We start from the raw sequence: 22,902 nt of genomic DNA on the forward strand, positions 1-22,902 counted from the left end.
AAAGTATAATAAAAGACATGGAAAATACGAATTTTAACATTGAAGAAGAATTAAAAAAACTGCCGGGAAAACCGGGCGTCTACATTATGCACGATGAGAGAGACAATATTATATATGTAGGAAAGGCGATTAGTCTGAAGAATCGGGTGCGTCAATATTTTCAGAGCAGCAGAAATAAAGGAGTTAAGATCGAACAAATGGTGACGCATATACGCAGGTTTGAGTATATCGTGACCGATTCGGAGCTGGAGGCACTGGTTCTGGAATGCAATCTGATTAAAGAGCATCGTCCGAAATATAATACGATGTTGATGGATGACAAGGCGTATCCATTTATTAAAGTGACGATAAATGAGACGTATCCCAGAGTCATGCTGGCGAGGAGAATGCAGAAGGATAAGGCAAAGTATTTTGGGCCGTATTCCAGCACACAGGCTGTAAGAGATACGCTCGATTTGCTGCACAGGCTGTACCATGTCCGAAGCTGTAATCGGAATTTGCCTAAGGATACAGGGAAAGAACGTCCTTGTCTGAACTATCATATTAAGCAGTGCGACGCTCCATGTCAGGGGTATATTACGCCGGAGGAATATGGAAAGTCGATAAGCGAAGTCATCCGTTTCCTAAATGGAAATTATGAAGGCGTATTAAAAGAACTGGAAGAGAAAATGAATACGGCTTCGGAAGAGCTGGAATTTGAAAAGGCGATTGAATACAGAGAGCTTATAAATAGTGTAAAAAAAATAGCACAGAAGCAAAAAATCACAGACAGCAGCGGGGAAGACAGAGACATTCTCGCAGTCGCCACAGAGGAAGAAGACGCAGTAGTACAGGTATTTTTTATCCGAGGAGGACGCCTTATAGGAAGAGAGCATTTCTATCTCAGGATTTCAAAGGGAGAAGAGAAATGCAGCATTTTAGACAGCTTTATTAAACAGTATTATGCAGGAACGCCTTTCATTCCAGGGGAATTGATGCTGCCCGAAGAGATAGAGGACAAAGAGCTGATAGAGGAATGGCTGAGTGGAAAAAGAGGGCAGAAGCTTTCTATACGGGTTCCTAAAAAGGGTACGAAAGAAAAGCTTGTTGAACTGGCCGCAAATAATGCGCGCCTTGTTTTGGATAAAGATAAGGAAAGGCTGAAACGGGAAGAAGGAAGAACTATCGGCGCTGTGAAGGAGATTTCGGCATTGCTTGGATTAGACAGCATCAGTCGGATGGAGGCGTTTGATATTTCCAATACGAATGGGTTTGAATCGGTCGGCTCCATGATTGTATATGAAAGAGGCAGACCGAAGCGTAACGACTACAGGAAGTTTAAGATAAAAGGGATTCAGGGAGCAGACGATTATGGAAGTATGCGGGAAGTGCTGACCCGCAGATTCACACATGGATTGAAGGAACGCAGAGAAAATAAAGAGTTTGGGAACTTTACAGTATTTCCAGATTTGATATTGATGGATGGAGGAAAAGGCCAGGTTAATATTGCGTTAGAGGTATTGGAGAGCCTGCATCTGCATATTCCTGTCTGCGGGATGGTAAAAGATGATTATCACAGAACAAGAGGGCTGTATTATCATAATGAAGAAATACCGATTGACAAATCTTCAGAAGGCTTTAAGCTGATTACAAGGATTCAGGATGAAGCGCACCGATTTGCGATTGAATTTCACCGTCAGTTAAGAGGAAAGGGACAGGTACATTCTATACTGGACGATATTGAAGGGATCGGCCCCGCCAGAAGAAAGGCGCTGATACGGCATTATATGAGTCTTGACGCTATTCGGGCTGCGAAGAAAGAAGAGCTTGCCGCCATTCCCTCTATGAATGAAAAAGCCGCAGAATCCGTATACAATTTTTTTCATAAATGATATAATGAACGCATAGCGACGAGCGCAGAATCGGGAAGACAACGACCGGCTGCGGGGCAGACGAGGCGGTGTCATCCAGAATCTATGAGAGTGCAACGAACAGTGAGACGAAGCGAAGCAAAGTCGAACTGAGCGCGAGGAGCTACCCCGAAACGAGGGGCAGAATCGGGAAGACAACGACCGGGTGCGGAGCAGACGGGGCGGTGTCATCCAGAATCTATGAGAGTGCAACGAACAGTGAGACGAAGCGAAGCAAAGTCGAACTGAGCGCGAGGAGCTACCCCGAAACGAGGGGCAGAATCGGGAAGACAACGACCGGGTGCGGAGCAGACGGGGCGGTGTCATCCAGAATCTATGAGAGTGCAACGAACAGTGAGACGAAGCGAAGCAAAGTCGAACTGAGCGCGAGGAGCTACCCCGAAACGAGGGGCAGCGTCAGAAAGGAGAGAGTAATGGGACAAGGTATTAAATTGAGTGAAATTGCCGAAAAGATGGATTTGAAGAATCTTACTCCAGATGTGAGTCTGTCAGATAAGGAGGTGCATGTACCTGATATTAACCGTCCAGCGCTGCAGCTTGCAGGATATTTTGACCATTTTGATTCGGATCGTGTACAGATAATCGGGTATGTAGAATACACATATTTACAGACGCTGACAGAAGAAAAGAAGAACAGAATGTATGAGGAATTGCTTTCTCATCAGATTCCATGTATTGTCTTCAGTCGGAATCTGGAACCAGATGAGGAGCTGCTAAGGAAAGCAGAAAGGAAAGATACTCCGATTTTGACAACGTCCAAGCAGACTTCTGATTTTATGGCAGAAATTATCCGCTGGATGAATGTAAAACTGGCTCCCTGTATTTCTATTCACGGCGTATTAGTAGATGTTTACGGCGTAGGAGTTTTGATTATGGGAGAAAGCGGAATTGGAAAAAGTGAAGCGGCGCTCGAATTGATTAAAAGAGGGCACCGTCTTGTCACAGACGACGTGGTGGAGATCCGCAAGGTAAGCGACGATACTCTGGTAGGCTCGGCTCCAGACATCACGAGACATTTCATTGAATTGCGGGGAATTGGAATTGTGGATGTGAAATCTATGTTCGGTGTTCAAAGTGTAAGGGAGACACAGAACATTGATCTGGTGATTACACTGGAGGATTGGAGCAGAGAAAAAGAATATGACCGTTTGGGATTGGAAGAAAATTATACGGAATTTCTTGGGAACAGAGTTGTATGCCACAGCATTCCAATTCGCCCGGGCAGGAATCTTGCCATTATCGTAGAATCTGCGGCAGTCAACCACAGACAGAAACAAATGGGTTACAATGCCGCGCAGGAGCTGTATAAACGTGTGCAGGAAAATCTGGCAAAAAAAAGATAGGAGAGCAGACATGAGATATTGTTTCGGAGTAGATATCGGCGGAACTACAGTAAAAATAGGACTTTTTGGGGAAGATGGCACGATCTTGGATAAGTGGGAAATTGTATCCCGCACAGAAAAGGAAGGAGAGGCGATTCTTCCTGACATCGCGGAAGCAGTTTTGAAAAAAATGGAAGAGCGCCGCATACAGAAAGCAGAAATCATAGGGATTGGGGTAGGCGTGCCTGCTCCTGTGACAGAAGACGGAGTCGTCAATGGAAGCGCAAACCTGGGGTGGAAGTATAAGGAAGTGAAGAAAGAGCTGGAAGGACTGACATGCCTGAAAGTAAAAGCTGGAAATGATGCGAATGTGGCAGCCCTGGGAGAAATGTGGAAAGGCGGCGGAGAAGGAGAAGAGAACCTTATCATGGTAACGCTGGGAACCGGAGTAGGCGGCGGAGTGATTGTAAATGGGAAGATATTAACAGGAGCACATGGAGCCGGCGGAGAAATAGGACATATCTGTGTGAATTACAGTGAGACAGATAGCTGTGGCTGCGGAAATCATGGATGCCTGGAGCAGTACGCTTCGGCTACCGGAATCGTGCGTCTGGCGAAAAAGAAGCTGCAGACATTTGAGAAACATACAGTGCTGCGTGAGAAAACACTTTCCGCAAAAGAGGTATTTGATGCGGTCAAAGCAGGAGATGAAGCGGCGCAGGAGATTGCGACTCAGTTTGGAGAATATTTGGGCTGGGGACTGGCAAATCTTGCAGCGGTGACAGATCCGGCAGTGATTGTGCTCGGCGGCGGAGTGTCAAAGGCAGGAGAAATACTCATCTCATTCATTGAGGGACCATACAGAGAACATGCCTTCTTTGCAAATAAAAATGTGAAATTTGTGCTGGCAAAACTGGGGAATGACGCAGGTATCTGCGGAGCAGCTAAATTGATGATGGATGACATTTAGGATGAATATACAGTAAGTAGTATGCTTTGCACGCTGAAAAAGTTATATAAATAGGTGACAAACCTCCTGGCGGATTTACCGTCAGGAGGTTTTTGCATGAGTCATATATTATTAGAAATAGAAACGGTCTATTGTCCGGTTCCTTCTCCAGAACCACCGCCAGAGTCACCACCGCCGGTTCCTCCACCAGAGTCACCACCGCCGGTTCCTCCACCAGAGTCTCCGCCGCCAGTATCGCCACCGGAATCGCCGCCACCGGTTCCACCGCCAGAGTCACCACCGCCAGTATCGCCACCGGAGTCGCCGCCACCAGTTTCACCACCGGAATCACTGCCGCCGGTTTCGTTTCCTGTATCTCCGTTGTTGGTATCACCGGTATCAGAGGTGTCCTTATCATCGTCCTTATCTTTCTCGGAATCATCAGATTCTGACTTATGTCCGGAACAGCTCTGTGTCGGAACTGTACCCTTTGCAAAATATTCGGTCAGGGAAGGGCAACCGTCTACTGCCAGCAGTCCTGTCTTCGTACAGATTGTTTTCTGTTCTACGGAGGACGGCATTGAAAAGTCTTTATACTCCAGTCCCTCGTGGACACGATCCATAATATTTTTCCACAACGTCATATGCCAGGACTGACTGATACTGTCCATCGGTTTGTTTTCATCATATCCACCCCATACAGAGCAGGTATAATATGGAGTATAAGCAGAGATCCACAAGTCTGTACTGTTCTCGGTCGTACCTGTCTTGCCGGCAGCAGGCATGCTGTTCAACCTTGCCGGAGTACCGGTACCCTTTTCGATAACGTCTTTCATAGCACTGGTAAGGAGGGCTGCAGTCGAATCCTTGAGTACCTGATGTGTATCGGGTGTTGTATTGTCCAGCAGGACATTTCCGTCATGGTCAAGTACCTGCGTATACAGAATGGGCTTTGTATATACACCGTTATTTGCGATAGAAGCATAAGCGGCGGTCATCTCTGTATTATAGACACCCCGTGTGATACCTCCTAATGCAGTAGCCTGCTGTACATCTGTCATGTTAGGATAGTTGTCATCATTGCCGTCTACCAATGTTGTAAATCCGAAATCAATCAGCTTGTCATAGCCTGTCTGTTCACCAATTGCAGTCAGAGTCTCTACGGCGCAGACATTGATGGAATGTTCGATAGCGTAGCGGACAGTGGACTGTCCTGGGTATACGTTGTCCCAGTTATTTGCCTTATTGCCGTCCTTGTAGGTAAACGGCCCTTTATTGTCAATCATAGTTGCAAGTGTATAACCTGCGCTGTCCAATGCAGGAGCATAGGTAGAGAGAACCTTGAAACAGGAACCAGGCTGTCTGGGAGAGTCAGTGGCACGGTTCAGAGAAAGACTTGCCTTCTTTTCCCCACGTCCTCCGACAATTGCTTTTATCTCTCCTGTATACTGATCCATCAGAACGACAGAAGCCTGCGGCTGTGGTGTAATATCAATCCGTTCATCTACGATATCGCCCTCCGCAATATTCAAAGTACCTTTATATTCGGCGATAGCACTGTTTGCCTCATCTTCTGAATAAAATACCAGAGGATATTCGCGTCCCCATGCAGAGCCGATATACTCTCCAAGCATTTCTTTACTGTAGTTTTCCACTGTACCATCTGCGCGGGTGATTGTCAGCGCATAATCAAGTCCGTATTCCCATACGCCCAGATAATCGCCTACATTTGCTACTTCCTCATCACAGATCTGCTGTATAGTGGGATCCTGGGTTGCTGTAATGGTAAGCCCGCCGCTGTACAAAGCATTGTGCGCCTGTGTCTCCGTAAAGCCTTTTCTATCCATTAAATCCTGGATGACTTGTTCAGCCAAGGCATCAGAGAAATAGGAGTAAGGGGTTGCATCAGAAGCCGGCGCTGTCTGCAGTACACGTTCATATACTGGATCTGCCAGGGCTTCCTCATATTCTGCCTGTGTAATATATTCCTGATCCAGCATTTTTTGCAGAACCTCTTCCCGCCGTTTGGCATTGTGATCCGGATTTGTAACAGGATCATAGTAAGTAGGATTCTGCGTGATACCTGCGATCACTGTGGATTCAGAGAGTGTCAGCTCTGAGACGTCCTTGTTAAAATACCGTTTGGAGGCTGCCTGAACTCCCAGACAACTCTGTCCCAGATTGATCGTATTCATGTAGGACTCCAAAATTTCGTCCTTGCTCATCTGCCGTTCAATCTCAACGGCGAGATATTGCTCCTGCAGCTTTCTTTCCAACCGGTCATAAAAAGTTTTCTCTTCTGTAAAATTAGGAAATACATTGTTTTTGATAAGCTGCTGGGTTAAAGTACTGGCTCCTTGTGAAAAATCACCGCCGGAAGTAACCCCGACAACAGCGGCTCTTAAAATTCCCTGCAAGTCGATTCCGTTATGCTCATAAAATCGCTCGTCCTCAATTGCGACAAAAGCATTTGCCAGATATTCTGGAATTTCATCGATTGTCTTATACACACGGTTGGATCCGGATTCCTTGAACTGTTCCAATTCCGTACCGTCCTTAGCATATACAAAAGTGGTATATCCCTGCGGCTTAATATCTGCGGGAGTGACTTTCGGTGTATCATCTATGATTTTCTTAGCAAAAAAAGCGGCTCCGGCTATGCCGATAATACCGATAAGAAGCACACAGATGATTACTGACTTAAATACCCGGACACCTACCCGTTTCTTCTTCATGTTCTTTTTAGAAGAGATATTTTTCTTCCTCTTGGAAAGATTCTCTTTTCCGTAATTCATGTCAAATCCTCCTTATATACGCCTGGGGGCGATAAAACACAGACAGAAACAACCGTCTGTGACGATGAGACGCCGAAAATATTCCGGCGTGTAGAATCACTCTTATGATTATAGCAAATTTGCCAATCTAAATAAAGAAAAAAATAAAATCTTCACATTTCTAAGTAAATCTTAAGAAATTCTTGTAGTTTTTTTCAAGTCTGGTATAGTGTTAATAGCAGAAAAGAAATGAGGTTGGTAGTTTGGAACGTTATCAGACAGTATATCAGGGAGCCTCTGCGGAAATTACAGAGAAAAAATCCCGTTTTATTGCAGCGGTATTTCCGGTCTCCTCTGAAGAGGAAGCGACAGAAGCCTTAGAAAACATAAAGAAGCAGTACTGGGATGCAAGACACCACTGCTGGGCATATGTAATTGGAACAGAACAGGTGACAGAGAGGTTTAGTGATGACGGAGAACCAGGAGGCACTGCGGGAAAGCCGATCCTCGAGGTAATCAGGGGACAAAAATTATATAATGTATTGGTTGTGGTGACAAGGTATTTTGGCGGAACACTTCTTGGAACAGGCGGGCTCGTACGGGCATATTCCTCTGCATGTAAGGAGGGGCTTGCTCACAGTACGATTATTACCAAAATAAAAGGATTTAAACTAAAAATCCGAACAGATTATAATGGGCTTGGAAAAATTCAGTATATTCTGGGAAAAGACAGCGTGCCTGTGATAGAAACAAGCTATGCAGAACAGGTGGAGCTGATTGCTTTAGAGGAAAAAGAAAGAGAAAAGAGACTGCGCTTTGAGATTACAGAGGGGACGAACGGGAAAGCACAGATAGAGAGAATCGGGACATGCTGGTTTGCTAAAGTGAATCAAAAGACAGAAATATTAGAAGAGGAGTAAGAAACAAAAAACCGGATCAGCGTAAGCAGATCCGGCTTCTTTACTATATTTCATCTTCTTATGCAAATTCTGGTTCAATCAGACCAAAGGAACCATCTTTACGTTTATATACGACATTTACCTCTTCTGTTTCAGCGTTGCAGAAAACGAAGAAGCTATGTCCGAGAAGATCCATCTGAATACATGCATCTTCTGGATACATTGGCTTGATGCCAAAGCGTTTTGTTCTTACGATGCGGATTTCATCATCCTCGATGGAATCTTCCTCAGATTCAAAAAATTCCTTTTTAAAATTATTTCCGGAGGAAGAAGCGGTAGGATGTCCCTGACTTTTTGCAACTAACTTGTTCTTGTATTTGCGAAGCTGACGTTCGATTACCTCCTCGACAAGATCGATAGACACATACATGTCATTGCTTGTCTGTTCGGAACGGATGATGTTTCCTTTGACAGGAATCGTGACTTCGATTTTCTGACGTTCTTTTTCCACACTGAGAGTTACGATAATTTCTGTTTCAGGAGTGAAATACCTTTCAAGTTTTCCTAATTTTTGTTCGATGGCATCCCTTAATCCGGGAGTCACTTCAATGTTTTTACCACTGATAATAAAATTCATGCTGCTCAACTCCTTTTGTTCATATTATACAAGCAGAAAGAAAAAATCTGTTTGTATTATGTAGATATTATAGCATGAAACCTGTCTAATGTATAGAACGAATCACTTCAATTCGGGTGATTTTTCCATCTGTAATTTTGGCAACACGGAGACCAAAATCAGAAAAATACGTACATGCGCCTGTTCCAATTTCTGTATCTTCCTCTTTCAATTTTTTTGTGATTACATCCAACAGAGTTTCGTCATTTTCATATGGAATATTTACATGGATGAGCCGATTGACATGTCGTACTTTCTGATTGGCGCGAAAGATCGTTTTTTCCGCCTCGTCAAAGGTTACAAAGAGAAATTTTCTGGTCGCAAACAAAATGGCAATGGCGATTACACCGAGCAGGCTGTTGACAGGAGAAGAGTGATCGATGATAACCTGCCGTGCAATCGCAAAAAGAAGGACTTCGAAAACGGTTATCGGTGTGTGCAGGTACAACATACGAATCATCTCTACACCGATGATTAAATTGAAGCATACGGTGAGTAGATCTTCGTAATTTGGATATTTACTGATGTCTGTCAGGTGGCTGAAGCTTCCCACCACCTGCACGATCATAATGATGATTCCGCCTGCCAGCAGCGCCGCAATAATATATTCCAAGGCAGTGGTCAGACTTTTGAGAAATGCTTTTGCATATTTTTTCATAAAGAGTTTCCTTTCATCAACTGTCTTTTGCGGACGCGGCATGGCGAAGCGAAAACGTGCAGAGCTTTATTTCAGATTGCTGCGCTTACGCATTCTGGAGTCCAGAATTTTTTTTCGAATCCGCAGAAATTTAGGAGTTACTTCCAGAAGCTCGTCTGTATCGATAAAGTCGAGCGCCTGTTCCAGGCTTAAAATACGCGGCGGAGTAAGGCGAAGCGCTTCGTCAGCGCTGGAAGAGCGAGTATTTGTAAGATGCTTGGTTTTGCAGACGTTTAGCTCAATATCCTCTGCCTTTCCATTCTGTCCGATTACCATACCCGCATATACTTTTTCACCGGGCCCTATAAATAATGTACCACGTTCCTGGGCGCTGTACAATCCATAAGTTACAGATTCGCCTGTCTCAAAGGCAATAAGAGACCCTTGCTTCCGGTATTGAATATCCCCTTTATAGGGAGCATACCCGTCAAAGGTCGTATTTAAAATTCCATTTCCCTTTGTGTCAGTCAAAAATTCGCCGCGGTATCCAATCAGTCCTCGGGCGGGAATGGAAAATTCCAGGCGGGTGTAGCCTCCATTTGAGGCGCCCATATTTCGAAGCTCTCCTTTTCGCTGGCTTAATTTGTCTATTACGGTTCCAGTAAATTCTTCGGGCACATCTACATAGGCAAGCTCCATTGGCTCTAACTTTTTCCCATTTTCGTCTGTTTTATAAAGTACCTCTGCCTTGCTGACTGCAAACTCATATCCTTCGCGGCGCATGTTTTCTATCAGGACAGACAGATGGAGCTCGCCGCGGCCTGATACCTTGAAGCTGTCCGCATTTTCCGTCTCCTCCACGCGAAGGCTGACATCTGTGTTCAACTCCCTGAAAAGACGCTCTCTGATATGGCGGGAGGTGACATATTTCCCGTCCTGTCCTGCAAAAGGACTGTCGTTGACGATAAATTGCATAGAGATAGTAGGCTCTGATATTTTCTGAAACGGAATCGCCTGTGGATTCTCAGGAGAACAGAGCGTGTCCCCGATAGCAATGTCAGAAATACCGGAGATAGCGACAATGGATCCGATACCGGCTTCTTTTACTTCTACTTTATTCAGACCATCGAATTCATAGAGCTTACTGATTTTTACTTTTTCCTGTTTATCTGGATCGTGGTGGTTGACAAGTAGCATTTCCTGATTGACGGCGATAGTACCATTGTCGACTTTGCCGACACCAATGCGGCCCACATATTCATTATAATCAATGGTACTGATAAGCACCTGGGTAGGAGCCTGCGGATCTCCTTCGGGAGCTGGAATATAGTCGATAATCGTTTCAAAGAGAGGTTTCATATCCTTTTCATCATCCGTTAAGTCCAGAACGGCAACGCCAGATTTGGCGGAAGCATAGACAAAAGGACAGTCCAACTGTTCATCAGAAGCATCTAAGTCCATGAATAATTCCAGCACTTCGTCGATGACCTCGTCAGGCCTTGCCTCCGGACGGTCAATTTTATTAATGCAGACAATCACTGGAAGATTTAGTTCGAGTGCTTTGCGCAATACAAATTTTGTCTGTGGCATAGCTCCCTCAAAGGCGTCAACTACCAGGACGACACCGTTTACCATTTTCAGCACGCGCTCGACTTCTCCTCCGAAATCGGCATGTCCGGGGGTATCGATGATGTTGATTTTCACTCCATTGTAAAATACAGCAGTATTTTTGGACAAAATGGTAATTCCACGTTCCCGTTCAATATCATTGGAGTCCATGACCCGTTCCGCAACCTCCTGATTTTCACGAAAAACACCACTCTGCTTGAGCAGCTCGTCCACCAGGGTAGTTTTACCATGATCTACATGGGCGATGATCGCAATATTTCTAATATCTTCACGTTTTGTTTTCATAAATAACACTCTTTCTTTATCCAATATTCAGGTTTTATTTTTACAACTGTATTATTCTATCATAAAATAGAAAATTTACAAGGGGGATAAAAAGACTGGCTCTTTTTGTCGAAGGATTCTTAAGGTATATCTGTTCTAAATAAGAGATACCCTTCATAAACTTAGTATTGACTCAAAAATACCAAACAGAGGAAGGGAGAACTACAAATTATGTCAGATAAGATTATTGAGAACAACCAGGTGACAATTATAGGCGAGGTGGCTTCTACATTTACATACAGCCACGAAGTGTTCGGGGAGGGCTTCTATATGGTGGATGTTCTGGTCAGACGCTTAAGTAATTCAAATGACCGGATTCCGCTTATGGTTTCAGAACGATTGATTGATGTGACACAGGACTACAGAGGGGCCTTTATTATGGTATCCGGACAGTTTCGCTCCTATAACCGCCATGAGGAACAGAAAAATCGCTTGGTGCTGTCTGTGTTTGCGAGAGAAGTAGAATTCATTGAGGAAGAACCAGACGGCGCTAAGACAAACTATATTCTTTTAGAAGGATATATCTGCAAAAAGCCGGTTTACAGAAAAACACCTCTAGGAAGAGAGATTGCGGATTTGCTACTTGCGGTAAACCGCCCCTACGGAAAATCAGACTATATTCCATGTATCTGCTGGGGGAGGAATGCAAGGTATGCATCTGGATTCGAAGTGGGAGAGCATGTGCAGGTGCTTGGGCGGATTCAGAGCAGGGATTATGTAAAAAAATTATCAGAAACAGAGACAGAAGTAAGGACAGCATATGAAGTGTCTGTCAGCAAGCTGGAATGTTTAAACGAAGAAGAATAGAGCCTATTTGTGAAAAGGATATCAATGTTGAGGAAAGAACTCAAATGTGGTATCCTTTTTTTGACAGTATCGGTGAATACAGACACCGGAACATAAGGAGGAGCAAATATGGTTAAAATAATCTTACATGGCTGCAATGGGAAAATGGGAAGAATGATTACAGAAATCGTGAAGAGTGATGCAGAAGCAGCGATTGTAGCGGGAATCGACACATACACAGAGACAATGAATGAATATCCGGTGTTTGAGGACATCAAAACGTGTGATGTTAAAGCCGATGTGGTGATTGATTTTTCCAATGCAAAGGCAGCAGATGCGTTACTGGACTACTGCGAGGAAAAGAAGCTGCCCGTTGTATTGTGTACAACTGGACTTTCCGAAGAACAGTTAGAGAAGGTGGATAAAGTATCTCATAAGATTGCGGTATTAAAGTCTGCAAATATGTCTATGGGGATCAATTTATTGTTGAAATTGTTAAAAGAAGCAGCAAAAGTGTTGGCTCCTGCCGGATATGATATGGAGCTGGTGGAAAAACATCATAATCAGAAGCTGGATGCACCAAGCGGCACAGCTCTGGCGCTGGCAGATTCCATGAATGAGGCGCTGGACAATGCATATACCTACGTCTATGACAGAAGCCAGGCGAGAAAAAAACGGGACAGCAAAGAAATAGGTATTTCTGCTGTGAGAGCAGGAACGATTGTAGGAGAGCACGAAGTGTTTTTTGCGGGTACAGATGAAGTGATTGAGTTTAAGCATACAGCATATTCCAGAAGCGTATTCGCAAAGGGCGCAGTGGAGGCGGCAAAGTTTTTGAAGGGAAAGACAAGCGGCATGTATGACATGGGAGATGTGATTGCGTTTTAACAGATAACTGGTTTTATATTAGGGAGGAATCCATGAAAGAGCTGGAGACAAAATATTTGGAGAGACTGTCGGATTTATATCCTACGATTGCGGCAGCGTCTACGGAAATTATCAACCTGCAGGCAATTTTAAACCTGCCCAAAGGAACGGAACATTTCCTTACAGACATTCACGGAGAATACGAAGCATTTGCCCATGTTTTGAAAAATGGTTCAGGTTCTGTCAGAAGAAAGATCGATGATGTCTTTGGTAATACTTTAAGTTCAAGAGACAAGCAGTCTCTTGCCACCTTGATCTATTATCCAAAAGCAAAGATGGAGCTGGTGAAGAAAACAGAAAGCAATATGGAGGACTGGTATAAGATTAATTTATACCGCCTGATCGAAGTAAGCAAGCGTGCAGCGAGTAAATATACTCGGTCCAAAGTAAGAAAAGCACTGCCTAAGGATTTTGCCTATGTAATCGAGGAGCTCATTACAGAGAAAGCAGAGATCAATGACAAAGAGTCCTATTATAATTCGATTATTATGACGATTATCCGCATAGGAAGAGCAGAAGAATTTATTGAGGCGATTTCAGGGCTGATTCAACGGCTGGTTGTAGATCATTTACATATCGTAGGCGATATTTATGACAGAGGGCCAGGGCCGCATATTATTATGGACAAGCTGGCAACTTACCATTCTTTGGACATACAATGGGGAAACCATGACGTGCTGTGGATGGGGGCCGCAGCAGGGCAAAGAGGGTGTATTGCTAATGTGATACGTATCTGTGCGCGTTATGGGAATTTGGATATTCTGGAGGATGGATATGGAATCAATCTTCTGCCGCTGGCTACGTTTGCGCTTCGGACGTATCAGGATGATCCATGTACTTGTTTTAAATTAAAGGGGCCGGAGAAACCGAATAAAGCGGAGATGGAGATGGATCTGCGTATGCATAAGGCAATCTCTATCATTCAATTTAAGGTAGAAGGGCAGATTATAGCCCAGCAGAAAGACTTCCATTTAGAAGAGCGTGCGCTTCTGGATAAAATCAATTATGAAAAAGGTACCATTATGCTGGATGGAAAAGAGTACGGACTGCTGGATACCAATTTTCCTACGATCGATCCTAAGAATCCTTATATGTTAAGTGAAGAAGAAGAGGATATTATGGAACGGCTGGAACGGGCATTTACAGGCTGTGAAAAGCTGCAGGAGCATATGCGGCTCCTTCTTGCAAAGGGAGGTCTGTATAAAGTATACAACAATAATCTGCTCTATCATGGCTGTGTGCCTCTTAATGAAGATGGAAGCTTAAAAGAAGTAGAGCTGTTCGGAAAGAAGTATAAAGGAAAGAGACTATACGACGCTCTGGACAGTTATATACGGAAAGGTTTTTTTGCCTTACATGAGCAGGAGAAGCAAAACGGCAGAGACGCAATGTGGTATATCTGGCTGCATCCGGATTCTCCGCTGTTTGGAAAGAATAAGATGGCGACCTTTGAACGGTATTTCCTGGCAGAGAAAGAAACACATGTGGAAAAAAAGAACCCATACTATTTCCTTCTGGAAAATGAACAGGTTGTGGACACAATTATGAAAGAATTTGGCCTGAATCCGGAGAAAGCACACATTGTAAACGGACATGTTCCGGTAAAGAGAAAAGATGGAGAGAGTCCGATCAAATGTAATGGAAAAGTAATGGTAATCGATGGAGGATTTTCCAAGGCATATCAGAAAGAAACCGGAATCGCAGGGTATACGTTAATTTACAATTCTTATGGGCTTCTTCTTGTGGCGCACGAGCCCTTTGAGTCTACAGAAGCGGCTATCCAAAAGGAAAGTGATATACACTCTGAGATGATGGTGGTAAAAAGAGTATTAGAACGCCGTCTTGTAGGAGATACAGATATTGGAAAAGAATTAAAGGAACAAGTGAAAGATTTGGAATCACTTCTTTTGGCATATAGAAGCGGAAGAATTGTGGAAAAATTATAATGGAGATTATGATTTATGGATGACAAAATAGAGCAGGAGATTACGATTCCAGAAGATGTGGAAGCGACAGAGCCTCTGAAAATCTACTTAAAAGAAATCGGACAGATTCCTCTTCTGACGGAAGAAGAGGAGCGTGTGCTGGGGCAAAAAAGTGCACAGGGAGATAAAGAAGCAAAGAGAAAATTAGAGGAGGGAAACCTGCGTCTGGTTGTCTCTATAGCGAAGCATTATACCGGAAGAGGGCTTTCCTTTCTGGATTTGATTCAGGAAGGAAATCTGGGGTTGATGCGCGCTGTGGAAAAATATGACTATACAAAGGAAAACCGGTTTTCCACTTATGCTTCGTGGTGGATAAAAGAAGCAATAATGCGGGCTTTAGATGAGCAGGCGCGGGAGATCCGTGTTCCGGTTCATGTGGCAGAAAGCATGAAAAAAGTCCAGAAAATCCGAAAAGAGCTCCAGCAGAAGCTGGGAAGAGAGGCAACTGCGGCAGAGATTGCACAGAAATTAGAGAATAAAACAGAGGAATATGTAAAAGAAATTTTAAGTTACCTTCAGACACCAGTTTCACTGGAAACCCCTATAGGGGAAGAAGGGGATACCAGTCTGTCAGATTTGGTGGAAGATAAGGCAGAGCAGACTCCGGAGGAAGCAATGAATCTTCTTGTACAGAAAGAAGAAGTGAAAGAACTGTTGAATATGCTCAGCCCAAGAGAGCAGGAAGTCATAAAAATGCGTTTTGGCCTGGAAGGCGGGAAAGCATGCACTTTAGAAGAGGTAGGAAAGGTACTGCATGTGACCAGAGAACGGGTGCGGCAGATTGAAGAGCGCGCTATGGAAAAGCTAAGAAAAGGCGTAAAATAAAAAAAGTTTTCTCCTGATGCATAAACAAGGAAATTTGTGTGGATATTAATGTTATACCCTAAAAGACATACCGTAATACATTCCCTTCGGGAAGGCGGGCTTCGCCCGATAAGGTATACTCTAAAGGACAGTAGAACATACATGTCCTGCAAATTAAGGGACACAATATTTTATGGAAAGGGAGAGATTCTTATGAAAAGAATGAAAAAATTTCTGCTTCTTGCTCTCTGCGCGGTAGTATTAAGTACAGCGACGGCATGCGGCAGTGAAAAAGATGCAGACAATGGCGCAGATCAGACAAAGACAGAGGACAATGTAAATGATGCAACAAAGGGAACAGATACAGACGATAAATCTGACAAGGGCAACGGGATTGTCAACGATGCCGTAGATGATGTGACTGACGGAGTAGATGATGTGACAGACGACATCACAGATGACGTGGACAAAGCGGCTGATGACATGACAGAAAATAACGGTGTGGAAAAAACAACAGAGGAAAACCGATAGAAGGGGAGCTACCCCTTCTATTTTTTGTGCGATAAGTCCGGAAAGGGGTTGCTGTGCTTGCACGAGTAAGCATTTGCCGGACGACGGACAGCGAACGGCTTTGCCGTGACCTGTCCGAGGTGTCGCGTTGAACGTATAGGAAATTTTGTTTCTCCTGGTTACAAAAAGAAATGACGGTATTTTAATGTCGTGATATAATGTATAGAAATATAGAAAGGATTTGCAATGGTGAAAACAATTTATTTAATGCGGCATGGGCAGACTTTATTCAATGTGATGGACGCGAATCAGGGATACAGCGATTCGCCTTTAACAGAAGAAGGAATCCGGCAGGCATTGGCAGCAAAATCCTGGTTTGTGAACCGCCATATTCAATTTGACTCCGTATATAGTTCTACGGCAGAGAGAGCCTGTGACACTGCTGAATTAATTTCTGATATGCCTTACAAGCGTCTTAAAGGATTAAAAGAAATCAATCTGGGAACAAAAGAAGCAACACCGAATTGTGAAAATCCATCGTATCCTTATGGCGATTATTTTGTACAATTCGGTGGAGAAGATCTAGATGCTTTTACCGAACGTATATATCATACTATGAAAGAAATTGCTGAATCTGAAAAAGGAAATACAATACTTGTGGTAACACACGGTATGGCGATTAAAAGATTTTTGACAGCAATTTCCTATATGGACGGCGCGGAATATCGTTTTATTGGTAATTGCGGAATTGTACAGCTTACCTTTGAAAATCATTCTTTTACGGTAGAGCAGATGATTCATACGACTTAATATAGTGACAGGTTTAATCTAGAGGGAAAAGGAGAAAGCAATGAAATTCAGGCCATGTATTGATATACATAACGGAAAAGTGAAACAGATTGTCGGGGGAAGCTTAAAAGACGAGGGAAATGAAGCGGTGACGAATTTTTCCTCAGAACAAAGCGCTGCATGGTATGCGCAGTTATATAAAAGAGACGGATTAAAGGGCGGGCATATTATTCTTTTAAATTCCAAGGAGTCCGCATATTTTGAAGCGTCAAAACAGCAGGCGCTGTCAGCGCTTCGCGCCTATCCCGGAGGCATGCAGATAGGCGGGGGAATTACGCAGGAGAATGCGGCAGATTACATAGAAGCCGGGGCAAGTCATGTGATTGTTACCTCTTATGTGTTTTCGGGAGGAAAATTCCACCAGGAGAATCTGGAAAAGCTGGTGAAAAAAATTGGAAAAAGGCGTCTGGTTTTGGATTTAAGCTGTCGCAGAAAAGGAAAAGACTACTATATTGTGACAGACAGGTGGCAGAAATTTACCGATGTAATATTATCGGAGCAGGTGCTGTACCGCCTTGCTGGAAGCTGTGATGAGTTTTTGGTTCATGGAGTAGATGTGGAAGGAAAAGCGGCAGGATTTGACAGAGAACTGGTACGTATATTAAAAGAACATACCTCCTGTCCGGTTACTTATGCAGGAGGTATTGCAAGCATGGAGGAGTTAAAAGAATTTGAAAAGGAATGTGAAGGCAGGCTGGATTTTACCATAGGGAGTGCGCTGGACTTGTTTGGAGGAAAAGTCCCTTATCACATTATTGCAAAGCTGTAAAGGAATTATGAACAAGTTATGAATTGGTTGAATTAGGCGATCGTTAGTGATAAAATGTAGCGTAGAGTAAATTTAAACAAGGAGTAAATTGCAGATTATGGGTTTAGTAGAGAAGATTTTCGGGACACATAGTGAGAACGAATTAAAGCGTATCTATCCGATTGTGGACCGGATTGAGGCACTGGAGCCGGATATGAAAGCGTTGTCCGATGCAGAGCTAAAAGAAAAAACGCGGGAGTTTAAGCAGCGGTTGCAAGACGGAGAGACGCTTGACGATATTCTGCCGGAGGCTTATGCAGTAGTCAGAGAAGCGGCAGGCAGAGTGCTTGGCATGCGGCACTACAGGGTGCAGCTGATCGGCGGGATTATCCTTCATCAGGGACGAATCGCGGAGATGAAGACAGGAGAAGGAAAAACCCTTGTATCCACGCTTCCAGCATATTTGAACGCATTGGAAGAAAAAGGAGTTCACATTGTCACAGTCAATGATTACCTGGCAAACCGTGACGCCCAGTGGATGGGGAAGGTACATGAATTCTTAGGTCTGACGGTAGGTGTTGTCTTAAACGGAATGGACAATGACGAACGCCGCGCCGCATACAACTGTGATATTACCTATGTGACAAATAACGAACTGGGATTTGACTATTTGAGAGACAATATGGTGATATATAAAGAGCAGCTTGTACAAAGAGGACTCCACTTTGCTATTATTGACGAGGTAGATTCGGTTCTGATTGATGAAGCGAGAACACCTTTGATTATTTCTGGACAGAGCAGTAAGTCTACAAAGTTATATGAAGCCTGTGATATTCTGGCACGCCAGTTAGAGAGAGGCGAGGCAAGCGGCGAGTTTTCTAAGATGAACGCAATTATGGGCGAGGAGATTGAGGAGACAGGAGATTATATCGTCAATGAGAAAGAAAAGGCAGTAAATTTAACAGAAGACGGTGTAAAAAAAGTCGAGAAGTTTTTCCACATTGAAAACCTTGCAGATCCGGAAAATCTGGAAATCCAGCATAATATTATTCTTGCGCTGCGCGCCCATAATCTGATGTTCAAGGATCAGGATTATGTCGTAACGGCAGAAGGAGAGGTCATGATCGTCGATGAATTTACAGGGCGTATCATGCCGGGGAGACGGTATTCTGATGGGTTACACCAGGCGATTGAGGCAAAAGAACATGTAAAAGTCAGAAGAGAAAGCAAGACGCTGGCGACCATTACTTTCCAGAATCTGTTCAATAAATTTGACAAAAAAAGTGGTATGACGGGTACTGCACTCACAGAAGAAAAAGAATTCCGTGACATTTATGGCATGGATGTTATTGAAATACCGACAAATATGCCGGTGCAGAGAAAAGATTTAGACGACGCAGTATTCAAGACAAAACGTGAAAAATATGAGGCGGTAGTAGAGGCAGTTAAGGAGGCGCACGCAGGAGGACAGCCGGTTTTAGTCGGCACGATCACAATTGAAGTTTCTGAGCTTTTAAGTAAAATGCTGAAAAAAGAAGGAATCAAGCATAATGTATTGAATGCGAAATACCATGAATTAGAGGCACAGATCGTTGCGGACGCAGGTGTGCACGGTGCCGTTACTATTGCGACAAACATGGCAGGGCGTGGTACAGATATTAAGTTGGACGAAGCGGCAAGAGAGGCTGGCGGTTTGAAAATTATCGGTACAGAACGCCATGAATCCAGGCGTATTGATAACCAGCTGCGCGGCCGTTCCGGACGTCAGGGAGATCCGGGAGAATCCCGTTTCTATATTTCATTGGAGGACGATCTGCTCCGGCTGTTCGGTTCAGAGAGACTGATGGGAGTTTTTAATGCACTGGGAGTGGCAGATGGGGAACAGATTGAACATAAAATGCTCTCCGGCGCAATTGAGAAAGCACAGAAAAAAATAGAGAGTAATAACTTCGGGATACGAAAGAATTTGCTGGAATATGACCAGGTGATGAATGAACAAAGAGAGATCATCTATGGAGAGAGGCGCAGAGTACTGGATGGAGAGAGTATGCGTGATACTATCTACAGCATGATTACAGAGTATGCCGAGAATACGGCGGACAGGTTTGCTTCCGCCGAGGCAGAGCAAGAAGATTGGGACATCAAGGGAATGGAAGTCGCTATCCACGACATCATTCCGCAGCTTATCCTTCCGCCGGAAAAAGAGCTGATGGGCATGCAGCAGAAAGAGCTGAAGCATCTTTTGAAGGAAAAAGCGGTGAAATCGTATGAGAACAAAGAAGCAGAGTTCCCGGAGGCAGAACAGTTAAGAGAGATCGAACGGGTTGTGCTTTTAAAAGTAATTGATGCGCGGTGGATGGATCATATTGACGATATGGATCAGCTGCGGCAGGGAATCGGACTTCAGGCGTATGGGCAGAGAGATCCACTTGTCGAATACAAGATGATGGGATATAATATGTTTGGCGAGATGACAGGCGCGATTGCAGAGACGACGATTCGTACATTGTTCCATATCCGCGTTGAGCAGAAAGTCGAGAGAGAGGAAGTAGCGAAGGTGACAGGCACGAACAAGGATGAAAGTTCTGTGCGGGCGCCGAAGAAGCGAGAGGAGAAAAAGATTTATCCGAACGACCCATGCCCATGTGGAAGCGGCAAGAAATATAAACAATGCTGCGGCAGGAAATAAGAAAACGTTCGATAGGATACGCAATGATAAAGTGCGGCATTTTAACTGATGCCGCACTTTTTCAGATAATTATTTACTGAAATAAAAAGAAAGAGGTGAAAAAGGTGGTTTTATTAGAAGAATTGAAAAACAGATTGTCTGCTTACGAAGAGCCGCTGAAAGATTTGAGGGATTCACTTTGACTTAGCGTCAAAGAATGAGCAGGTAGAGGAACTGCAGAGAAAAATCGAGGAACCAGGCTTTTGGGACAATCCGGAAGAATCACAACAGACGATGAAGGAACTGAAGGATTTGCAGGGATTTCTGGAGCAGATCGAGAAGTTAAGCGCTCAGTACGAGGATTTAAAGGTTCTGATTGAACTAAGTGCAGAGGAAGCGGACGAGGAAGTGGCGACAGAAATTGAGGAAGAACTAGAACAGTTTGAAAAAGAGTTCGAGGAAATCCGGATTCGGACGCTGTTGACAGGCACTTATGACAAAGACAACGCGATTGTGACCCTGCATGCCGGAGCCGGAGGGACAGAGTCCTGTGACTGGGCAGGGATGCTTTACCGTATGTATGTAAGATGGGCGGAGAAAAAAGGGTTTGCCGTAGAGGTACTGGATTATCTGGAAGGTGATGTGGCAGGAATCAAAGGAGTTACCTTTGAAGTGAAGGGTATAAATGCATATGGATACCTGCGTTCGGAAAAAGGGGTTCACCGTCTTGTACGTATTTCCCCCTTTAATGCGGCAGGAAAGAGACAGACTTCTTTTGCCTCCTGTGATGTGATTCCAGATATAGAAGAGGATATCGACATTGAGATCAATGAAGACGATTTGAAGATTGACACATATCGTTCCAGCGGCGCAGGCGGACAGCACATCAATAAAACATCCTCTGCAGTGCGGATTACGCATCTGCCGACGGGGATTGTAGTACAGTGTCAGAATGAGCGTTCACAGCATATGAACAAAGACAAGGCCATGCAGATGCTCAAATCTAAATTATATCTGATGAAACAGCAGGAACAGGCAGAAAAGATGTCAGATATTCGGGGCGAAATCAAGGAGATCGGGTTTGGAAGCCAGATCCGTTCTTATGTCATGCAGCCGTATACTATGGTAAAAGACCATCGGACGAATGTAGAGGTAAGTAATGTAAACGCGGTGATGGATGGCAGTCTGGATACGTTTATTAATGCTTATCTGAGCAGAAAGGACGCATAGTGTCAGTGGAAGAGGCACGGACAACAACAAACAGTAGAGAAGGGAGAAAAAGATGGTAAATATAGCAGTGTTGGGATATGGAACGGTAGGCTCCGGTGTGGTAGAAGTAATCAATACAAACGGAAGGCGGATTAATCAGAGAGTAGGAGATGAAGTCTATATCAAATACGTGTTGGATCTACGGGATTTCCCGGGCGATCCGGTGCAGGAGAAGCTGGTGCACGATTTTGAGGTGATTATAAATGATCCAGAGATTCAGATCGTAGTGGAAGTGATGGGAGGTATTGAACCTGCATATACGTTCGTAAAACGAAGTCTGCTCGCCGGAAAAAGTGTGGCGACCTCGAATAAAGCTCTGGTGGCAAAGCATGGGGCAGAGCTTTTGTCGATTGCAAAAGAGAAAAATATTAATTTTCTGTTTGAGGCAAGCGTAGGGGGAGGAATTCCGATTATACGTGCGCTGAACTCTTCTATAACAGCGGACGAGATTGAAGAGATTACCGGAATATTAAATGGGACGACAAATTACATGCTTACGAAGATGTTTTATGAAGGTGCGGACTATGACGAGGTGTTAAAGGAAGCACAGGAAAAAGGATATGCAGAACGTAATCCGGAAGCGGATGTGGAAGGATACGATGCATGCCGTAAGATTGCGATTCTTTCCAGCCTGATTTCAGGTTATCAGGTAGATTTTGAGGACATTTATACAGAAGGAATTACAAAGATTACAAAGCAAGATATGATGTATGCAAAGGCGATGGGAATGACAATCAAGCTTCTTGCTTCCAGTAGAAGAGAAAAGGAGCATCTGCATGCAATTGTGGCCCCGTATCTTCTTCCTGAAGAACATCCGCTATACAGTGTAAATGGTGTTTTTAATGCGGTTTTTGTACATGGAAATGTACTGGGAGATGCAATGTTCTATGGAAGCGGCGCAGGGAAGCTGCCAACCGCCAGTGCAGTAGTAGCTGATGTGGTGGATGAGGCAAAGCATTTAAACAAAAATGTAATGACTATGTGGGAGAGCGAGAAAGTAGAGCTGTTCCCGATAGAAGAGACTTCAAAACGATTCTTTGTGCGTATCAGTGGAGATGCGGAGGCGATGAAGCCGCACCTGGAAAGTAAATTTGGAGCGATTGATGTAGTAAAGGTAGAGAAGCTTGCAAATGAATTTGGATTTGTAACCGGTGTGATGACAGAAGGGGAATACAGCAGAAATGCGGCGGAATTCCCAGGAATTCTGCATATGCTCCGGATAGAAGAATAAGAGGA

The 22,902-nt window shown here is 44.1% G+C and carries 18 protein-coding genes; 14 read left to right on the forward strand and 4 right to left on the reverse strand.

Annotation, left to right across the window (positions count from 1 at the left end; genetic code table 11):
* Nucleotides 1–17 precede the first annotated feature (17 nt).
* From uvrC to ACZ5C4_RS06805, 3 genes are all read left to right on the forward strand, one after another.
* Nucleotides 18–1,871, forward strand: coding sequence for an excinuclease ABC subunit UvrC (uvrC, locus tag ACZ5C4_RS06795; RefSeq protein WP_464520327.1), 1,854 nt, complete (start codon nt 18–20; stop codon nt 1,869–1,871).
* A gap of 452 nt (nt 1,872–2,323) precedes the next feature.
* Nucleotides 2,324–3,253: an HPr(Ser) kinase/phosphatase gene (hprK, locus tag ACZ5C4_RS06800; RefSeq protein ID WP_464522311.1), complete on the forward strand. Its 930-nt coding sequence runs from the start codon at nt 2,324–2,326 to the stop codon at nt 3,251–3,253.
* Between the two features lie 10 nt (nt 3,254–3,263).
* Nucleotides 3,264–4,202 carry an ROK family glucokinase gene (locus tag ACZ5C4_RS06805; protein ID WP_464520328.1) on the forward strand — a complete coding sequence of 313 codons (939 nt, stop codon included), beginning with the start codon at nt 3,264–3,266 and terminating at the stop codon, nt 4,200–4,202.
* 128 nt (nt 4,203–4,330) lie between these two features.
* Here ACZ5C4_RS06805 and ACZ5C4_RS06810 read toward each other — a convergent pair whose 3' ends face one another.
* The gene (locus ACZ5C4_RS06810) at nt 4,331–6,976 is read right to left on the reverse strand and encodes a transglycosylase domain-containing protein (protein WP_464520329.1); all 2,646 of its coding nucleotides are present in this window, start codon (nt 6,974–6,976) and stop codon (nt 4,331–4,333) included.
* A gap of 242 nt (nt 6,977–7,218) precedes the next feature.
* On the opposite strand from ACZ5C4_RS06810, the gene ACZ5C4_RS06815 reads away from it, so the two are divergent.
* Nucleotides 7,219–7,875, forward strand: coding sequence for a YigZ family protein (locus ACZ5C4_RS06815; protein WP_464520330.1), 657 nt, complete (start codon nt 7,219–7,221; stop codon nt 7,873–7,875).
* Nucleotides 7,876–7,933: 58 nt separating this feature from the next.
* Here ACZ5C4_RS06815 and hpf read toward each other — a convergent pair whose 3' ends face one another.
* From hpf to typA, 3 genes are all read right to left on the reverse strand, one after another.
* The gene (gene hpf, locus ACZ5C4_RS06820; protein WP_464520331.1) at nt 7,934–8,491 is read right to left on the reverse strand and encodes a ribosome hibernation-promoting factor, HPF/YfiA family; all 558 of its coding nucleotides are present in this window, start codon (nt 8,489–8,491) and stop codon (nt 7,934–7,936) included.
* An 85-nt stretch (nt 8,492–8,576) separates the two neighbouring features.
* Entirely contained in the window at nt 8,577–9,188 is a 612-nt protein-coding gene (locus ACZ5C4_RS06825; RefSeq protein WP_186875098.1) for a transporter, read from the reverse strand.
* Nucleotides 9,189–9,254: 66 nt separating this feature from the next.
* Complete coding sequence (gene typA / locus ACZ5C4_RS06830) at nt 9,255–11,081, reverse strand: translational GTPase TypA (RefSeq protein ID WP_464520332.1); 1,827 nt, start codon at nt 11,079–11,081, stop codon at nt 9,255–9,257.
* A gap of 210 nt (nt 11,082–11,291) precedes the next feature.
* Here typA and ACZ5C4_RS06835 point away from each other — a divergent pair, with 210 nt between their 5' ends.
* The 10 genes from ACZ5C4_RS06835 to ACZ5C4_RS06880 all read left to right on the forward strand — a co-directional run bounded on the left by ACZ5C4_RS06835 (nt 11,292) and on the right by ACZ5C4_RS06880 (nt 22,897).
* On the forward strand, nt 11,292–11,927 hold the full coding sequence (locus ACZ5C4_RS06835) for a single-stranded DNA-binding protein (protein WP_464520333.1): 636 nt from the start codon (nt 11,292–11,294) through the stop codon (nt 11,925–11,927).
* Nucleotides 11,928–12,035: 108 nt separating this feature from the next.
* Nucleotides 12,036–12,794, forward strand: a complete 759-nt coding sequence (gene dapB / locus ACZ5C4_RS06840) for a 4-hydroxy-tetrahydrodipicolinate reductase (RefSeq protein ID WP_464520334.1) — start codon at nt 12,036–12,038, stop codon at nt 12,792–12,794.
* A 32-nt stretch (nt 12,795–12,826) separates the two neighbouring features.
* Nucleotides 12,827–14,779 carry a fructose-1,6-bisphosphatase gene (locus ACZ5C4_RS06845; RefSeq protein ID WP_464520335.1) on the forward strand — a complete coding sequence of 651 codons (1,953 nt, stop codon included), beginning with the start codon at nt 12,827–12,829 and terminating at the stop codon, nt 14,777–14,779.
* Nucleotides 14,780–14,794: 15 nt separating this feature from the next.
* The gene (locus ACZ5C4_RS06850) at nt 14,795–15,643 is read left to right on the forward strand and encodes a sigma-70 family RNA polymerase sigma factor (protein WP_464520336.1); all 849 of its coding nucleotides are present in this window, start codon (nt 14,795–14,797) and stop codon (nt 15,641–15,643) included.
* A 192-nt stretch (nt 15,644–15,835) separates the two neighbouring features.
* A complete protein-coding gene (locus ACZ5C4_RS06855; protein ID WP_464520337.1) occupies nt 15,836–16,153 on the forward strand; it encodes a hypothetical protein in 318 nt (105 codons plus the stop codon).
* Between the two features lie 225 nt (nt 16,154–16,378).
* Nucleotides 16,379–16,942 carry a histidine phosphatase family protein gene (locus ACZ5C4_RS06860; protein WP_464520338.1) on the forward strand — a complete coding sequence of 188 codons (564 nt, stop codon included), beginning with the start codon at nt 16,379–16,381 and terminating at the stop codon, nt 16,940–16,942.
* 40 nt (nt 16,943–16,982) lie between these two features.
* Nucleotides 16,983–17,750: a phosphoribosylformimino-5-aminoimidazole carboxamide ribotide isomerase gene (hisA, locus tag ACZ5C4_RS06865; RefSeq protein ID WP_464520339.1), complete on the forward strand. Its 768-nt coding sequence runs from the start codon at nt 16,983–16,985 to the stop codon at nt 17,748–17,750.
* 97 nt (nt 17,751–17,847) lie between these two features.
* Entirely contained in the window at nt 17,848–20,418 is a 2,571-nt protein-coding gene (gene secA, locus ACZ5C4_RS06870) for a preprotein translocase subunit SecA (protein WP_464520340.1), read from the forward strand.
* A gap of 104 nt (nt 20,419–20,522) precedes the next feature.
* A protein-coding gene (gene prfB, locus ACZ5C4_RS06875) for a peptide chain release factor 2 (RefSeq protein WP_464520341.1) occupies nt 20,523–21,627 on the forward strand; the annotation gives its coding sequence in 2 pieces (ribosomal slippage) (nt 20,523–20,597 and nt 20,599–21,627; 1,104 coding nt in all).
* Between the two features lie 52 nt (nt 21,628–21,679).
* Nucleotides 21,680–22,897, forward strand: a complete 1,218-nt coding sequence (locus ACZ5C4_RS06880; protein ID WP_464520342.1) for a homoserine dehydrogenase — start codon at nt 21,680–21,682, stop codon at nt 22,895–22,897.
* The last annotated feature ends 5 nt before the right edge of the window (nt 22,898–22,902 follow it).

This window comes from Mediterraneibacter flintii (assembly GCF_055387595.1).

Coding starts and splice junctions, on each gene's coding strand:
- dapB (WP_464520334.1), top strand. CDS start 12,036: ATGGTTAAAATAATCTTACATGGCTGCAATGGGAAAATGGGAAGAATG.
- ACZ5C4_RS06860 (WP_464520338.1), top strand. CDS start 16,379: ATGGTGAAAACAATTTATTTAATGCGGCATGGGCAGACTTTATTCAAT.
- secA (WP_464520340.1), top strand. CDS start 17,848: ATGGGTTTAGTAGAGAAGATTTTCGGGACACATAGTGAGAACGAATTA.
- typA (WP_464520332.1), bottom strand. CDS start 11,081: ATGAAAACAAAACGTGAAGATATTAGAAATATTGCGATCATCGCCCAT.
- ACZ5C4_RS06855 (WP_464520337.1), top strand. CDS start 15,836: ATGAAAAGAATGAAAAAATTTCTGCTTCTTGCTCTCTGCGCGGTAGTA.
- hpf (WP_464520331.1), bottom strand. CDS start 8,491: ATGAATTTTATTATCAGTGGTAAAAACATTGAAGTGACTCCCGGATTA.
- ACZ5C4_RS06845 (WP_464520335.1), top strand. CDS start 12,827: ATGAAAGAGCTGGAGACAAAATATTTGGAGAGACTGTCGGATTTATAT.
- hprK (WP_464522311.1), top strand. CDS start 2,324: ATGGGACAAGGTATTAAATTGAGTGAAATTGCCGAAAAGATGGATTTG.
- ACZ5C4_RS06880 (WP_464520342.1), top strand. CDS start 21,680: ATGGTAAATATAGCAGTGTTGGGATATGGAACGGTAGGCTCCGGTGTG.
- hisA (WP_464520339.1), top strand. CDS start 16,983: ATGAAATTCAGGCCATGTATTGATATACATAACGGAAAAGTGAAACAG.
- ACZ5C4_RS06835 (WP_464520333.1), top strand. CDS start 11,292: ATGTCAGATAAGATTATTGAGAACAACCAGGTGACAATTATAGGCGAG.
- ACZ5C4_RS06805 (WP_464520328.1), top strand. CDS start 3,264: ATGAGATATTGTTTCGGAGTAGATATCGGCGGAACTACAGTAAAAATA.
- ACZ5C4_RS06810 (WP_464520329.1), bottom strand. CDS start 6,976: ATGAATTACGGAAAAGAGAATCTTTCCAAGAGGAAGAAAAATATCTCT.
- ACZ5C4_RS06850 (WP_464520336.1), top strand. CDS start 14,795: ATGGATGACAAAATAGAGCAGGAGATTACGATTCCAGAAGATGTGGAA.
- uvrC (WP_464520327.1), top strand. CDS start 18: ATGGAAAATACGAATTTTAACATTGAAGAAGAATTAAAAAAACTGCCG.
- ACZ5C4_RS06825 (WP_186875098.1), bottom strand. CDS start 9,188: ATGAAAAAATATGCAAAAGCATTTCTCAAAAGTCTGACCACTGCCTTG.